The organism is Bradyrhizobium sp. KBS0727 (genome assembly GCF_005937885.2).
GTDB lineage: Bacteria > Pseudomonadota > Alphaproteobacteria > Rhizobiales > Xanthobacteraceae > Bradyrhizobium.
Map to the genome: position 1 here is coordinate 4486032 of NZ_CP042176.1, position 13241 is coordinate 4499272.

At 61.9% G+C, this 13241-nt stretch carries 17 protein-coding genes and 2 tRNA genes; 9 read left to right on the forward strand and 10 right to left on the reverse strand.

Going from position 1 to position 13241, the window contains the following annotated elements:
* Positions 1 to 3: 3 nt before the first annotated feature.
* A complete protein-coding gene (locus FFI89_RS21015; RefSeq protein ID WP_138829555.1) occupies positions 4 to 969 on the reverse strand; it encodes a Bug family tripartite tricarboxylate transporter substrate binding protein in 966 nt (321 codons plus the stop codon).
* A gap of 62 nt (positions 970 to 1031) precedes the next feature.
* Positions 1032 to 1727 carry an urease accessory protein gene (locus FFI89_RS21020; RefSeq protein WP_138829556.1) on the reverse strand — a complete coding sequence of 232 codons (696 nt, stop codon included), beginning with the start codon at positions 1725 to 1727 and terminating at the stop codon, positions 1032 to 1034.
* Between the two features lie 214 nt (positions 1728 to 1941).
* Between FFI89_RS21020 and FFI89_RS21025 the strand changes: the two genes are divergently transcribed.
* Positions 1942 to 2379 (forward strand): hypothetical protein, encoded by a 438-nt coding sequence (locus FFI89_RS21025; RefSeq protein WP_138829557.1) that lies wholly within the window; start codon positions 1942 to 1944, stop codon positions 2377 to 2379.
* Between the two features lie 173 nt (positions 2380 to 2552).
* Positions 2553 to 2627: transfer RNA gene (locus FFI89_RS21030), tRNA-Thr, on the forward strand.
* Between the two features lie 222 nt (positions 2628 to 2849).
* On the opposite strand, the gene FFI89_RS21035 is transcribed toward FFI89_RS21030, so the two are convergent.
* Entirely contained in the window at positions 2850 to 3746 is an 897-nt protein-coding gene (locus FFI89_RS21035) for a LysR family transcriptional regulator (protein ID WP_168212976.1), read from the reverse strand.
* 26 nt (positions 3747 to 3772) lie between these two features.
* On the opposite strand from FFI89_RS21035, the gene FFI89_RS21040 reads away from it, so the two are divergent.
* The 5 genes from FFI89_RS21040 (at position 3773) to FFI89_RS21060 (ending at position 7844) form a co-directional block, all read left to right on the forward strand.
* The gene (locus FFI89_RS21040) at positions 3773 to 4861 is read left to right on the forward strand and encodes a tripartite tricarboxylate transporter substrate binding protein (protein WP_246669211.1); all 1089 of its coding nucleotides are present in this window, start codon (positions 3773 to 3775) and stop codon (positions 4859 to 4861) included.
* Between the two features lie 27 nt (positions 4862 to 4888).
* Positions 4889 to 6694 (forward strand): acyl-CoA dehydrogenase family protein, encoded by a 1806-nt coding sequence (locus FFI89_RS21045; protein WP_138829559.1) that lies wholly within the window; start codon positions 4889 to 4891, stop codon positions 6692 to 6694.
* 176 nt (positions 6695 to 6870) lie between these two features.
* Positions 6871 to 6936: transfer RNA gene (locus FFI89_RS21050), tRNA-Thr, on the forward strand.
* A gap of 54 nt (positions 6937 to 6990) precedes the next feature.
* Entirely contained in the window at positions 6991 to 7230 is a 240-nt protein-coding gene (locus FFI89_RS21055; protein WP_138829560.1) for a hypothetical protein, read from the forward strand.
* Positions 7231 to 7427: 197 nt separating this feature from the next.
* Positions 7428 to 7844, forward strand: coding sequence for a hypothetical protein (locus tag FFI89_RS21060; protein ID WP_138829561.1), 417 nt, complete (start codon positions 7428 to 7430; stop codon positions 7842 to 7844).
* A gap of 93 nt (positions 7845 to 7937) precedes the next feature.
* Here the strand turns inward: FFI89_RS21060 and FFI89_RS21065 are convergent, their stop codons facing one another.
* From FFI89_RS21065 to FFI89_RS34725, 3 genes are all read right to left on the reverse strand, one after another.
* A complete protein-coding gene (locus FFI89_RS21065) occupies positions 7938 to 8786 on the reverse strand; it encodes an alpha/beta fold hydrolase (protein WP_138829562.1) in 849 nt (282 codons plus the stop codon).
* Positions 8783 to 9151 (reverse strand): hypothetical protein, encoded by a 369-nt coding sequence (locus FFI89_RS21070; RefSeq protein WP_138829563.1) that lies wholly within the window; start codon positions 9149 to 9151, stop codon positions 8783 to 8785. Before FFI89_RS21070 ends, FFI89_RS21065 begins: the two co-directional genes overlap by 4 nt.
* Positions 9152 to 9249: 98 nt before the next feature.
* On the reverse strand, positions 9250 to 9357 hold the full coding sequence (locus FFI89_RS34725; RefSeq protein WP_210249014.1) for a glucose transporter: 108 nt from the start codon (positions 9355 to 9357) through the stop codon (positions 9250 to 9252).
* Positions 9358 to 9573: 216 nt separating this feature from the next.
* Here FFI89_RS34725 and FFI89_RS21075 point away from each other — a divergent pair, with 216 nt between their 5' ends.
* A complete protein-coding gene (locus FFI89_RS21075; protein ID WP_138829564.1) occupies positions 9574 to 9828 on the forward strand; it encodes a hypothetical protein in 255 nt (84 codons plus the stop codon).
* Positions 9829 to 9973: 145 nt separating this feature from the next.
* On the opposite strand, the gene FFI89_RS34955 is transcribed toward FFI89_RS21075, so the two are convergent.
* From FFI89_RS34955 to FFI89_RS21095, 4 genes are all read right to left on the reverse strand, one after another.
* Positions 9974 to 10126 (reverse strand): hypothetical protein, encoded by a 153-nt coding sequence (locus tag FFI89_RS34955; RefSeq protein WP_246669212.1) that lies wholly within the window; start codon positions 10124 to 10126, stop codon positions 9974 to 9976.
* Positions 10127 to 10389: 263 nt separating this feature from the next.
* Positions 10390 to 11115 carry an outer membrane protein gene (locus FFI89_RS21085; protein WP_168212977.1) on the reverse strand — a complete coding sequence of 242 codons (726 nt, stop codon included), beginning with the start codon at positions 11113 to 11115 and terminating at the stop codon, positions 10390 to 10392.
* A gap of 321 nt (positions 11116 to 11436) precedes the next feature.
* Entirely contained in the window at positions 11437 to 11859 is a 423-nt protein-coding gene (locus FFI89_RS21090; RefSeq protein ID WP_138829567.1) for a hypothetical protein, read from the reverse strand.
* A 196-nt stretch (positions 11860 to 12055) separates the two neighbouring features.
* Positions 12056 to 12343: a His-rich protein BRANT gene (locus tag FFI89_RS21095; protein WP_210249015.1), complete on the reverse strand. Its 288-nt coding sequence runs from the start codon at positions 12341 to 12343 to the stop codon at positions 12056 to 12058.
* Positions 12344 to 12640: 297 nt separating this feature from the next.
* On the opposite strand from FFI89_RS21095, the gene FFI89_RS21100 reads away from it, so the two are divergent.
* A complete protein-coding gene (locus FFI89_RS21100) occupies positions 12641 to 13180 on the forward strand; it encodes a lipopolysaccharide assembly protein LapB (RefSeq protein ID WP_138829569.1) in 540 nt (179 codons plus the stop codon).
* The last annotated feature ends 61 nt before the right edge of the window (positions 13181 to 13241 follow it).

The window sequence follows — 13241 nt, forward strand, 5'->3', positions numbered from 1 at the left end:
TGCCTAGTTCGTGATCTTGTATCCGGTCGCCCTCACGATCGGCGCCCAGAAAGCGGTGTTGGCGGCAAGTTCCCGCGTGAGACCTTCCGGTGTCGAGCCGACCGGGATCAGGCCGATCGCCAGCAGCTTTTCCCGGGCCTCGGGCTTGGCAAGCGTGGTGGCCGCCGCCTCGCTCACCTGTTTGGCGAAGGCGGGTGACGCGCCCGCCGGCAGCCACATGCCGTACCAGGCGTCCGCCACCAGATCGATGCCGCACTCCTTGAGGGTCGGCACCTCCAGGAACGGCGATCGCTCGGCGCTGGTCACCGCAAGAACTTTGACGCCGCCCGCGCGGTGCTGCGGGATCGCGTCGGTCAGGGTGACAATTGCGAACGGCAGGTGACCGCCGAGGAGATCGTTCATGATCGGCGCCCCGCCACGACAGGCCACGCGCGTCATCTTGACGCCCAGCACCTCCTCGAGCCGCGATCCGGTGAAATGCGGAATGGTGCCGTTGCTCGGCACGCCAAACGTCGCCTTGTCCGGATTGGCCTTCAGCCAGGCCACGAATTGCGTGAAATCCTTCGCATCCACGGCCGGACCGACGACGATACAGAACTCGAAACGCGCCAGTTGTGAAACCGGAACGAAGTCCCTGGCCGTATCGAATGTCGGCTGCGTCTCGACCATCGGCAGCAGGTACATTGTCGGACCTGTGGTCACGAGGATGGTCGTGCCGTCAGGATTGGCCGCCTTTGCCGCCTTGATTCCGATCAGCCCGTCGCCGCCGGTGCGGTTCTCGACAATGATGTTACGATCGAGTGTCAGGCTCATATTCTGCGCCAGCACCCGGCACAGCGCGTCGCCGCCGCCGCCGGCCGCGAACGGAAAGATGATTTTGGTCAGCGGTCCCGATTGGGCGCCTGCTTCGCCCGCGATCGCCGCCAGCGTGCACGCCGCACTTCCGGCCAGAAAATCCCGGCGCTTCATCCCCGTCCTCCCGAACTATTTTTCCCACTACATCAGCCCGCGGCACGGGCAGCAACCCGGCATTAGGCCAAGGCCGTCTCGACGATGGTCCTGATGCCGATCGCAATCGTAGCGGCTCCCACCGCGGCCTGCAGGCCGTGATTGGCAAAGGTGAGCCAGCGCGCCGTGACCGCCAGCGGCACCGCGATCAACGTCGACAATGCGCCCATTCCGATCATCGAGCCGATCCCGAACAGCGCGACATAGCCAAGTCCGACCGCGGGGCTGGACGCCTGCGATACCGTCAGCACCAGCAGCGCGGCGGAGCCGGCCATGCCGTGCATCAGGCCGACCAGTAGCGTGCGCCAGCGGAAGCCATGTTCATGGGCGTGGGCGGCGCGGGCATGCGGGGCGATTTCGCCGGCATGGCTGTGGGCATGGAAATGCACCGTGCCGTCGCCGTGGCCATGCCGGTGAAAATGCACGCGGTCGCGCCACAGCCGCCACAACACGTGGCCGCCGAGGCCTACCAGCATGATGCCGACGGCGGTCTCGATCGGCCGGGCCAGGCTCTCGGGGATGGCGTGGCCGAGCAGCAGCGCGGCACCGGCAAAGCTGAACAGGGTCAGGGTATGCCCGAGCCCCCAGGTCAGGCCGTGCCTGACGATGTCCCCGACCTGGCTGCGGCGCGCGGCGATGCTGGATACGGCGGCGATATGATCCGCCTCGAGCGCATGCTGCATGCCGAGTAAAAAGCCCAGCCCCAGAATTCCGAACATGCGCCCCCTGCTCTCTGCCGATACATCAAATACCAAGTCGAAGCCGTTGTCAGGTCAAACACTTCATCTCACCGCGCAGACCGCCGGCCAGGGTCGCAATCCGCTCTGCCGAAGCGGGAACTTCACACCGGTTTGAAGATCGCACAATCCTTGAAGGCGGAACATGCGTGCTCGCCCCCGGTTGCCCCGGCTGTACCTCTCTGGGAGAACCCACATGACAAGATTCGGAATTTTGGGCGCCGCCGCGCTGGTCGCATCCGCGCTCGCAAGCCCCGCGATGGCGCAGGAAGTCGTCTCCAATCCCGGCTATTGCGCGCAGTTCTATCCAAACGCCAATTGCCAGAACAAGGGACCGGGCAATCCCGTTACCCGCGGCTACTACCAGCGTCAGGTCTACCGGGATCAGGACTGGCAGGATCAGGGCTACCGGCAAGACCGCCGCTGGCGCGACAGCTACAACCGTTATGACAACGACCGCGCCTTCTGGCCGGGCGCCGTCGCAGCCGGCGTGGTCGGCGGAGCCGTCGGCACCGCAGCCGCCATTGCCACCGCCCCGATCGGCGGCGATGAATATGCCCGCCGCAACGGCTTTGTCTGCACCCCCGGCACCTGGTTCCGCGGCGAGGACGGGCGGCAACATCTCTGCCAGTAGGGCAATTGCTCAGTGATGCGGAAAAGGCGGTCGAAAGGCCGCCTTTTTCATGCGCGTACGCTGCCGAAGCAGGTTGTTGGGTTCTGGCCCTTTCCGGACAAGTCTGGTATTCGAGCCGCCGAAGACTGGTCAAACCTAGCCCGGCAACTTTGGGCACTCCGACCACTCCATTCGCCGGTTTAGCTCAGCGGTAGAGCAGCGGTTTTGTAAACCGAAGGTCGGGAGTTCAATCCTCTCAACCGGCACCAATCTAATCAAACACTTGGTCGAATTCGTAGCCCCGTGATGGAGCCCCGGCGATGGGGAGGCCTGCCCGGGGCGACGGGGGGATAAATCCCGCACCCGAACTTGCCAGCGGAAGCTGCCCCAGGGAATCGATCGCTTCTTCGGCTTTCCAAGTCTGCCGCGACGGGAGCAATCGAGCACGGGCGTGTGAATCGGCGTCGCAAATTTGAGCCCCGATTGACGCTTTATTCCTTGATCAGCGAGATATTCTGACGCGCGGCAGACAAAAATGCGTTGGTCCCGCTAGATAGCTCGCGGTCGATCTTCCACACGCACCATGTTTCAGAAACACCTTTGGCTTTCGTTAGCGGAAGAAACACAACACCTGCAACATCGGATGACTTGAGCGCACGTGGAACCAGGGCAACACCGAGCCCATGTGCAACCGATGCGATGACGCTCATCCAGTGCCGAACTTCATGATTGCCGGTTGGTTCGATGCCTGCAGACCTGCACAGGTCCATAATGATCGCAAAGCATTCCGGCGATGCTGATCGTCCGAACATCACAAATTCCTCGCCGGCAAGATCTTCCAGTTTGACCGTGCGCCCCTTCGCGCAGGTATGGCCCTCCGGAAGGCAGGCATAGAATGGTTCCGACCAGTAGCGAAATCCGTCGAGGCCGCTTGGTAGTTCGTGTCCGTTGATGAAGCCGAAATCGATGTCTTCACGCTTAAGCGCGAGGACCTGTTCGACTGAATTCAGCTCCTGCAGCCTGACCTCGATCGAAGGTTGCGCCATCTTGAACTGACGGATCAGTCTGGGAAGCGCGCGATAGATCGTCGAGCCGCCAAAGCCGATGCGCAAGACGCCGCCATGCCCCTGATCGACGGCCATCACGAGATCGCGCGCCTCATCCAGCCTTCGCAACAGGTGATTGGCTTCGCGCTGGAGTGCCAGTCCTGCGGCGGTCAGTTCGACGTTGCGGCTGTTCCGGTGAAACAGCTTGGTGCCCAGGCTGCGCTCAAGCTGTCGTATCGCAAGGCTCAGCGGCGGCTGTGACAGCGACAATCGCTGCGCTGCGCGCCGAAAGTGACGCTCCTCCGCCAACACGGAAAAATATCGCAATTGCCGCAGATCCACCGTCACTCTCCAGTCGCAGCCGCCTCATGATCGATACCCATAATATATCAATCTGCGTCAAAAGATATTGGACTGTATTGATTGCAAGCCATCAAAGTAGCGCGACAAGCAAGAAATTTCTGCCGGGAGGAAACATGAAGTTTAGGGGTATGGGGCTCGCACTCAGAACCGCCGCGATCGCTGGCGTGCTCGGAACGGTTGCGCCGGCTCACGCGGACTTTCCGGATCGACCGATCAAGATCGTGGTGCCATTCACCGCGGGCGGCCCGACCGATGCGCTGGCGCGCAATCTGGCGGAAGGGTTGCGGCAGCATTTGAACCAGACCGTGGTGATCGAGAACAAGGGTGGCGCGGGCGCCAATATCGGCGCGGAGGCCGTGGCCAACTCCCCAGCTGACGGTTACACGCTCCTGTTCGGAACCTCGGGGCCGCTCGCGATCAATACGAGTTTGTTCAAGAAGCTGAACTATGACCCGGTGAAGAGCTTTGATCCGGTCATCATGATCGGCAAGCTGCCGAATGTTCTTTCCGTTCATCCATCCTTGCCGATCAAGGACCTGAAGGAACTCGTGGCCTATGCGAAGGCCGGCAACAAGCTCAGCTATTCATCATCGGGAACGGGCGCATCGACGCATCTGGCCGGGATTTTGTTTAACTCGATGACCGGAACGGATCTGTTGCACGTTCCTTATCGTGGCGCCGCGCCGGCGATGACGGACTTGCTGGGCGGTCAGGTTCAACTGAGCTTTTCGGACGTGTTTACATCAGCGCCACACATCAAGACGGGAGCGCTTCGCCCGATCGCTGTGACGACGATTGAGCGCACCTCGATCCTGCCGGACGTTCCGACGTTCGATGAACTGGGATTGAAGGGATTCGACGTCAGTGTCTTCTTTGGTGTGGTGGTTCCCAAGGGAACGCCAAAGGAAGTGGTCGCCAAGCTCAACGCGGCATTGGTTGAAGCGCTGAAGGAACCGAACATCAAGGCCGCTATAGACCAGCAGGGTATTATCCCGGCTGCTTCGTCGACGCCGGAGTATCTTGCCCAGTTCATGGCGAGCGAAATTCCGCGCTGGCGAGATGTGCTGAAGCAGGTTGGCTTCGAACAACAGTAACTTTCCCCGAACGATCGAGGTCGGAAGATGAACTATCAGGCTCGTAACTTCAGTGCGACAGTCGCCCCGGAACAGCAGGCCGGCCGGCAAGCAACGGCTCAACGGTCCACCAAATTGGCGCCGGATTGCGCGGGGCTCAACTTCTTTGCGATTGACCACAACGCAAAGTCGGTGATGCCACACTATATCGATGATGCATTGCTGGCACATATTCTCCCGCATCTCGACAGTCTCGGTGAACTGTGTGGCGGCAAGCTCCTTGAGCTTGCCGATACGTCGGAACGCAATCCTCCTGTGCTGCGTCAGCGCGACCGGTTCGGGCGTGATGATGAACTGGTTGAATATCATCCGGCCTATCAGGCAATGGAAGAGATCGCCTATTCCCGTTACGGCATTCACGCCATGTCCTATCGACCCGGCGTGCTCGACTGGCCGACGACCTTGCCGCCGATTGTCAAATTCGTGTTCCAGTATCTGTTCTCGCAGACCGAATTCGGCCTGATGTGCCCGGTCAATATCGCGGGCAGCTCATCCGAACTGATTCGGCGCTACGGCAATGACGAGCTGCGTGCACGGTTCCTCGGCCCGATGCTGTCGCAGGATATGGGCGAGCTGAACCGGGCCGCACAGTTCATGACTGAAAAGGCGGGCGGATCGGATGTCGGCGCCGCTGAACTGGTTGCAGTCCGTGACGGCGATCATTGGCGGCTCTGGGGCGAGAAATGGTTCTGCTCCAACGTCAGTGCTGAAGTGGTGGTGGTGCTCGCGCGTCCCGAGGGTGCTGTAGGGGGCGGAAAAGGCCTCGGGCTTTTCGCGATGCCGAGGACGCTCGAGGACGGCACGCGAAACTCGTACCGCGTTGTGCGGATCAAAGACAAGCTGGGCAGCAAATCCATGGCCAGCGGCGAGGTGCGCCTTGAAGGCGCCGTTGCGTATCAACTCGGCGATCTCGGCCGTGGGCTCAAGCAGATGCTTGAAATGGTCAATTCAAGCCGCGTGTCACATCTGGCGCGTGCCGCGGGCATGATGCGTCGCTGCCTTAACGAAGCGCTGGTTGCGACACGCAACCGCAACGCGTTCGGAAAGGCTGTGATAGATCATCCGCTGATGCGTCGGCAGCTCATGAAGCTGATGGTGCCGACGGAGCAGGCGCTTTCCGCACTCATGTATACCGGCATGATGTCTGCGAGCGAGGCTGATCCCGCTGCGCAGAGGGTCCTGCGCATCATGACGCCGGTCAGCAAGTATCGTGCGTGCCGGGACAACGTGACCGTCGCAACAGGTTCGATGGAAGCGCGCGGAGGCAATGGCTACATCGAGGATTGGCCGAACGCCAAGCTAATCCGGGATGCGCATCTCGGCGTGCTCTGGGACGGCACCAGCAATATCAACGCGCTCGATGCGATCCACCGTTCGATGAAAAAAGAGCAAGCGCATGTGGATCTCAAGAAGGATCTCAACGAACGCCTCGCTGCGGCGGCGGGTATTCCGGGACAGTTCCGCACCAGGCTCGAACACAGCGTGACACAGGCATTCAGCTTTGCTGACGAGGTCGCAACCGAACCGGAGAACGAGCGATTCTGTCGCGTAGCTGCGGGTATGCTCTATCACGCCGCGACCATGGTCCTCATGGCTGCTGAGGGGGCGCGCCTCGGCGCTCCAGGCGGTGATGCAAGGCGGTTGTTGCTGGCGCGTTTCGTGCTGGAGCATCGCTTGCAGCGCAATGCTCCTTTCAGCATCACTTCAATGAAGTGGGAAGAAGACGCCATTGACCTGTTGCTCGATGACGCTCCGATCTCACTGGAGAAGGCAGCAACGTTGCTGAGGGCCTGATCAGCCTCGTGATCGGCAGCCGCGACATCAGCACGAATCGTGAGGGAGCAGCCGTGATTGCGGTTTGTTCCCTCGCGGTTCAATCTCCACGCAGCGCAAGGGCAAATTGCCGTAGCCCCACCAAAACCTTTTATTTGTCAAAAGAGTAGCGACTTAGCTAGAATTCCCAATGCCGCGCCGGATTTGAACAAGCCATCGGTTTTGTAAACCGAAGGTCGGGAGTTCAATCCTCTCAACCGGCAGCATTCCCTTATCGCGAATTCGGAACCAACCCTCACCTGCCACGTTTTCTCCGCATGAAAATCCGTGAAGAAAACTGCAACATGTTCCTGCTCGCGATCGTCACGGTGTTCACCGTGATCATCGCGGCCAGTGCCAGTCTGGTGGCGCCGGCCGACAAGGCCCCGGTCCGGATCGCCGCGCGCGCCGAGCAGGTGCCGGCGGCCGACAAGCCGATCGTCCCCGTCACCGATCATCCCGCGGTTCGTGTGGTCGGCGCGCCGTTCGTGCCGAACACCAATCCGCGCGAACGATAGACTTCTTCTTGTAGACGCCTCGCCTGCACCGTGGCGGCGGCGGAACCGTCCGACCCAGCCCATGTGCACGCTGGTGTGCACCAGGTGTCACACTTTTGTCACCTCGCAGGTAAAACCGACGCTGTCCCCTTCCAAATTGCCAGATGCCCTTGATTCCAGAAAAGCCATTTGCTGGTGTTAGTCGGCCGAGGTGTCTCATGAAATGGATGAGAGAACGCGATCTTCTGATCGCGCAAACGATGGCGTTTGTTCAGTCGGTGACCGGCAAGAAGCCGGAGGCCGATATGACAGTTGCGGCGAGTTTCCTCGCGGTCGAGACATCTCAGACCGCGGTCACCGCGGCGCCGATGCCCGACATCGAAGCTTTGATGGCTGAGACCATTGCCGCCGCCGAGCCGCCACGAGAGGCGTCGACGCCGGTGCAGACGATCGCACGGGCCGACCTGCGCAACGGCTTCCAGTCGGAAATATCCGAGATCAAGGCGCGGGTCGCCGATTTCCGCGCCCACCAGGCGCGGTTCAGCCAGGAGCGCGAGGCCTATTGCAGCGCCACCATGGCCAAGGTCCACGCCACGCTGCGGGAGATGCCGTCGTCGCCGCGGGTGGGCAAGTAGCTCTCCCATAACTTCCCTTCTGACGCGTTCACGCCGACCGGTTCACCCCCGCACCTTGGTGCGGGGTTCGGGATGTGAGCCGCTTCGCGACCTTCAGCTCTTGCCGATCTTCTCCAGCACAGGGAGAAGGTGCGTCAGAAACGCCTGCGGATCTTCGCTCATCGGAAAATGGCCGAGGCCCTTCATGATGGTGACCTCGGAACCCGGGATCCTGTTCGCCACCGCCAGCGTCTCCTCCGGCGTGCAGGAATAGTCGTATTCGCCGGACAGCAGAAACAGCGGGCAGCGCCTGGTGTCGATCTGCGCCACCCGGCCGCGGATGTCGCCGTCGAGCTTGTAGAAGTACAGATCGCCCTTGAAGACGCCGGGGCCGCCCTGCATGTAGTGCCACAGCGTCTCCCAGCGCTCGCTGTCCGGCGCGTCCGGGCCGACCAGCCCGGAGACGACCGCGCCGCAGACCTCGCCGCCATGGACGTCCGCCCGGTGCAGGAAGTTGAGATCGTAATAGGGATCGACATGCGCGCCGGCCTGCAGGCCGATGATGGCGCGAAAGCTCTCGGGATGTTCGAGCGCCAGATGCAGCGCGATACGACCGCCGATCGAACAGCCGATCAGGATCGGCCTGTCGAGTTCGAGCGCGGCCGAGATCTCAAGGATCATCGTGGTGTATTGCGCCGAGGTGAGCTGATACTCCTCCTCGTGCCAGCCCGACGGCGGCGACGATTTGCCGTGCCAGGGCATGTCGAAGGCGATGACGCGATGTTTCGCGGTCACGCTTGTGTCGTTCATCAGCCCGCGATATTGCCGCCCGTCGCTTCCGGCCGTGTGCAGGCACAACAGCGGCGTGCCCTCGCCCGCCTCCTCGACATAGACGCGGTGCGGCCGGCCGAACAGGTCGAGATGCATGTAGCGGCCGGTGATCGGCTCGAATCGCGCGTTCATGCCGCCGCTCCCTGCGCGCGCAGCTTGGCGAGCGCCTCCTTGAAGTAGCGCAGATGGGACATGAATATCTGCAAATTGCCTTCGGCCTTGAGCACACGCCGCTTGATCAGCGCCAGCAGGTCGTTCGAGCCCGGCGGCGGCCGCTGGCTCCAGAATTTTTGCCATTCCTCCTCGGGCGCGCGCAGCGCAAAGGACGAGGACGGCATCACGAACGGTCCCCGCGTTACCGACACGATGCGGCCCTCGAAGATCTGGATCAGCCAGGGGGTCTGCCCGACCTCCAGCAGGAAATTCGTCGTCAGATACCGGCCACGCCGGACCAGCGCCTCGTCGCCATTGACCCGCTCAGGCAGCGTTTCGATCATCTGGTCCCCCTCGCATACGTCGGGCCGCTCAACGCGGCCCGCTCCTCTTGATTGACCCGCATGATGGGTGGAACGGGCGCGGCGTCAATCGCGCGAAATCAGAGCCAGGCGCATACCAGCGCCACGTTGGCCGCGCAGGCGGCCAGTAGGGCTACGGTGAGCGTGAGCTGGACACGCTCGCAGGAGGTCGGGTGGATCGCTCTCATGGCCGGAAACATCCGGCGATTCTGGCGGACGAGTCTCGGGGATTCTTTTTCGCCGGGTTTACCTCTCGTTAGGGACTCAGGAGCAGCCGGGAAGTTCGGTGGAAACGGCCGAAACGGGCGGATTTGACCATCACGGCCTCGAAAAGTGCTCGCATGGCAGCCCGGCCTGAAACCCGGATGCGGCTTCCGCGTTGACGGCCTTTACCGGAGCCAACCATGCCCTACGCGCTGTTCTGTAACGACGCCAAGCTGAGCAAGGCCTACCCGACCGAGGCCGACGTCTGGAGGGTGGCCCTGAAGAGCGGCCTCGTGGTCGACGTGGTCTCAGAGGACGCCAAAGTGGCGCCGCGCCCGGTACTGGACAATGACTACGAGATCCGGTCCTGCCGGCCCGATCCGCAGGAAGACCCCGTGCAAAACAAGGCCGAAGCCGAACGTGAGGCCGGGTCAGAACCGCACCTGGGTTCGTGAGGGTCGTTCCGCCGGTCATCATCCCCGAAATCGGACGATCCGGACTTGCATGACAACCGCGTCCGGCCGCAGGTCACGACAAGCTGCAGGTCACGACAAGCGGAATGCCGGCTTTCGCCGGCAGGACGGAATATGGAAGTGCGCTTTACGGCGTCGCCGTCACCAGCGAGGCCTGCTCTGAAGCCAGCGAGACGCAAGCCTTGCGTCGGTGCAGTCCCCTGATCGCGCCGGTGACCTTGAGCACCTTGCCTGCCGGACACGAGGTGTCCTGCACAAAGACGATTTCATAGGGTGCCATGATCAAGGGTTCGGATTTCAGGACTGTCTGGGCAACACATGGCAACGCTGCCGTGGAGAAAATCAGCCCTAACGCAAAAGCACGCATGTTCGTTGTCCAACCAGCCGGCCGAACCATAATAACCCAACATGACGAAAAAGTTTCGTGCGCTGCAAAAATTATTTTTCGGCGTCAGAAACATGCGACGCCCGCACCGTCCAGCCCGCCCGCCAACAAAAAGGCCGGCGTAAAGCCGGCCTTTTCGCGTCTCAAGTCAGTGGCGATCAATATTTGGCGGCGACCGGGCCACCCCAGCCAAACCGGTAGTTCACGCCGACCTTGACGGTGTGCTCGTCGTTCCGGAACGACCTGCCGGCGATGTCGGCGGGGCCGGTCGCGAAGGTGGTGTTGCCGAAATTGTAATACTGGTACTCGGCCTTGGCCGACCAGTTCGGCGCGAACATGTATTCGAGACCGCCGCCGACGGTGTAGCCGTCCTTGTGGCTGCCATTGGTGGTGAAGGGCTGCGCCAGGCCGGCCGCCGTCACGCCGATGTTGTTGCCGTCGCGCCAGGCGTAGCCGCCCTTGGCGTACAGCAGCGCCGGCCCCCAAGTGTAACCGAGCCGACCGGTCACCGAGCCTAGCTGGTCGGTATTGGAGGTCACCAGCGTACCGCCCGGGAATAGCACCCCGTTATTGTTGCTGTTGGGCAGCCAGCTGTATTGGGCCTCGACGCCCATCACCCAGTTGGGCGCGAACTGATAGTCGAAGCCGCCCTGCACGCCGCCAAGGAAGCGGGCGTTGCTGCCCTGCAGGGAGTTATCGCCTGCAAAGGCGCCGCCGAGATGGCCGCCGATATAGAACCCGGTCCAGTTGTAGACGAGCGCCGGCGCGGTATAGACCGGCGCCTTGGAATAGGTGCGGGGCGGCATGTCAGCCGCAAAAGCAGATGCCCCCAGGGATACCGACAAGGCGGCCAGCGCGACCGCGCCGAGCAAAATCTTCTTCATCTTCATTCCCCATGACTTACGTTGCGATATCAATCCAAACAACGTGACCTCATTTAGGTTGCTTTGGGGCAATGCCGGAGCACCGATGGTGCGCAACTGTGACGGCATCGTAACAAAGCGCTTTAGTTCCCTCGCATATAAGGTTTTTCCCTGGGTTAATCAGGTGGCTTCCCCGCTTTGTTGATGTCGAAAACAACTAAGGCAAGGTTCAAGCCTCGCTGAAAAGTGATCGGATTTCGTTCATCTTTTCGGCCCAAGGATCTCGCTACCGCTTCCAGGGAGCTGTCCGGAACTGGACCCGCGTTTGCCGCAGCCGAGCGCCTACCGCGTCATCTTTTCCATGTCGGGAAATGGCGCATAGACCGCGCCAGCGCAGGGCTCGCTGGCGTTTTCGACGAGCCGGTCGAGCCGGCCATCGACAAAGAGAATCCCGCGCTCACGGGGCTCGCGATAGCTGCCGTCGGATTCACGCGGGCTGTAGCGCAGGCAAGTAATATAGCGGAGCCGCCCGCCGACGATGCGCTGGACCGGCTCGGCAATCGCGGCATCATGCACGCCGGCCGGATTGTTGAGATAGCTCCGCATGAACGCCAGCACTTCGGTGCGGTAGTTGCTCGGAAAGGGCTGGTTGGCGACGCCGCGATCGTCGGTATACGTGATCGGCCTGCCTTCGTCGCTGCCGGCGCAGGCCGAAAGCGCGATCGGCAGCACCAGGATCGCCGCAAACTTTGCTGATGTCCCCACGCGAAACTCTTCTATCCGGCCCCGGGCAACTCTTAGACTGCCCGGCGCTGAATTGGAATTCGCATCTCGGTTATCGAAAAGCACACCAACCCACGGCCATGGGGGCATGGCGCGTGGGCTGGGCCGGTTATCCGCGGGCGCGGTGGGCAATGGGGGCGATCGAAACGCGCCCGCGGATCAGTTTCAGCCGCTGGTTTCAGCCGCGCTTGGGCGCCGGCTTCACGTGCTTGACCGCAAGCTTCGGCGCCGAGTGGGTCTTCAGCGCGCTCATGTGCTTGTGGTGGCGATGATGGCGGCCCATGCCGGCATTGGCGTTCAGAGATTTCGACTTCGCCGTTTCGGCCTTGATCACCGGGGCCTGCACCGTCTTGGTCGCCGGGGCTTTGGTAGCCGTGTTCTGGGTCGCCTTGCTGGGGGCGGCGGCAAGCACGGGCGCGGCGAGAACGGAAACGGCAACGAGCGCTGCGGAAATGGTCTTGAACATGGTTGTCTCCTCTTTCAGGGGATCGCTGGCATCTCCGGCCGGATGACCGGGGCTCGCTGATCGTGGAGGTGACCTTAGCGACCGCGCGCTGAACCCCTTCTGAAGCGCGGTGATAGACTTCGTTCATCTGGATGACATCTTGGTCATGTTGCGGGTTCCGGGTTTTCGCGGGCCGCCGTCCGCTCGCGCAAATTTTGCGTAAATCGGGGCGGACAGCCGGGAATGTTTGCAACCGCCGGGGGTTCAATTCACCAGGCATCGGAGTAGGATTACCGAACCGGCCATCAGGAGAGATGCATGAACAAACTTGCCATCAGGCTTTTGACGCTCGCATTGCTGTCGCTGACGCTCGCGGCAGCGCCCGTCGTCACCGCGGTCTACGCCGCGCCCGACAACGATCCGCCGCCGCCGGACAAGGGCAAGAAGAAGAAATCCAGCGAAGCGCGCCCGGGCATCGAGCAGACCGCTTTTGCAGACGGCTATCGCGCCGCCTATGCCACCATCTACGACCGCCACGACTACGCCTCGGCGATCACGCAGCTCAAAGCGCTCGGTCGTGACGACAGCGCCGCCGTCGCCAACCTGATCGGCTACTCCTACCGCAAGCTCGGCGACTACAAGGTCTCGCAGGTCTGGTACGAACGCGCGCTCAAGGCCGATCCGAACCACGTCAAGACCTGGCAGTATTACGGCCTGTGGCAAGTCGAACAGGGCAACCGCGACCAGGCGCAGTATCACCTGAACCGGATCGCCCAGCTCACCGGCACGGCAAGCGAAGAATACCGCTCGCTCGCCGACGCGATGGAGAAACCGCCCGGCACCGGACTGGTTTACTGAGTTAGCTAACGAGAATTCGGCCGGCGCAGCAACAAGCTGCGCCGGCTTTTTGTTGTTCCAA

What these genes read in the sequence shown, in the direction of transcription:
- FFI89_RS21085 (WP_168212977.1), bottom strand. Translation starts at nt 11,115, where the DNA reads ATGAAGAAGATTTTGCTCGGCGCGGTCGCGCTGGCCGCCTTGTCGGTA.
- FFI89_RS21045 (WP_138829559.1), top strand. Translation starts at nt 4,889, where the DNA reads ATGAACTATCAGGCTCGTAACTTCAGTGCGACAGTCGCCCCGGAACAG.
- FFI89_RS21015 (WP_138829555.1), bottom strand. Translation starts at nt 969, where the DNA reads ATGAAGCGCCGGGATTTTCTGGCCGGAAGTGCGGCGTGCACGCTGGCG.
- FFI89_RS21055 (WP_138829560.1), top strand. Translation starts at nt 6,991, where the DNA reads ATGAAAATCCGTGAAGAAAACTGCAACATGTTCCTGCTCGCGATCGTC.
- FFI89_RS21020 (WP_138829556.1), bottom strand. Translation starts at nt 1,727, where the DNA reads ATGTTCGGAATTCTGGGGCTGGGCTTTTTACTCGGCATGCAGCATGCG.
- FFI89_RS34955 (WP_246669212.1), bottom strand. Translation starts at nt 10,126, where the DNA reads ATGGCACCCTATGAAATCGTCTTTGTGCAGGACACCTCGTGTCCGGCA.
- FFI89_RS21065 (WP_138829562.1), bottom strand. Translation starts at nt 8,786, where the DNA reads ATGAACGCGCGATTCGAGCCGATCACCGGCCGCTACATGCATCTCGAC.
- FFI89_RS21025 (WP_138829557.1), top strand. Translation starts at nt 1,942, where the DNA reads ATGACAAGATTCGGAATTTTGGGCGCCGCCGCGCTGGTCGCATCCGCG.
- FFI89_RS21075 (WP_138829564.1), top strand. Translation starts at nt 9,574, where the DNA reads ATGCCCTACGCGCTGTTCTGTAACGACGCCAAGCTGAGCAAGGCCTAC.
- FFI89_RS21070 (WP_138829563.1), bottom strand. Translation starts at nt 9,151, where the DNA reads ATGATCGAAACGCTGCCTGAGCGGGTCAATGGCGACGAGGCGCTGGTC.
- FFI89_RS21040 (WP_246669211.1), top strand. Translation starts at nt 3,773, where the DNA reads ATGATCGATACCCATAATATATCAATCTGCGTCAAAAGATATTGGACT.
- FFI89_RS21060 (WP_138829561.1), top strand. Translation starts at nt 7,428, where the DNA reads ATGAAATGGATGAGAGAACGCGATCTTCTGATCGCGCAAACGATGGCG.
- FFI89_RS34725 (WP_210249014.1), bottom strand. Translation starts at nt 9,357, where the DNA reads ATGAGAGCGATCCACCCGACCTCCTGCGAGCGTGTCCAGCTCACGCTC.
- FFI89_RS21100 (WP_138829569.1), top strand. Translation starts at nt 12,641, where the DNA reads ATGAACAAACTTGCCATCAGGCTTTTGACGCTCGCATTGCTGTCGCTG.
- FFI89_RS21095 (WP_210249015.1), bottom strand. Translation starts at nt 12,343, where the DNA reads ATGTTCAAGACCATTTCCGCAGCGCTCGTTGCCGTTTCCGTTCTCGCC.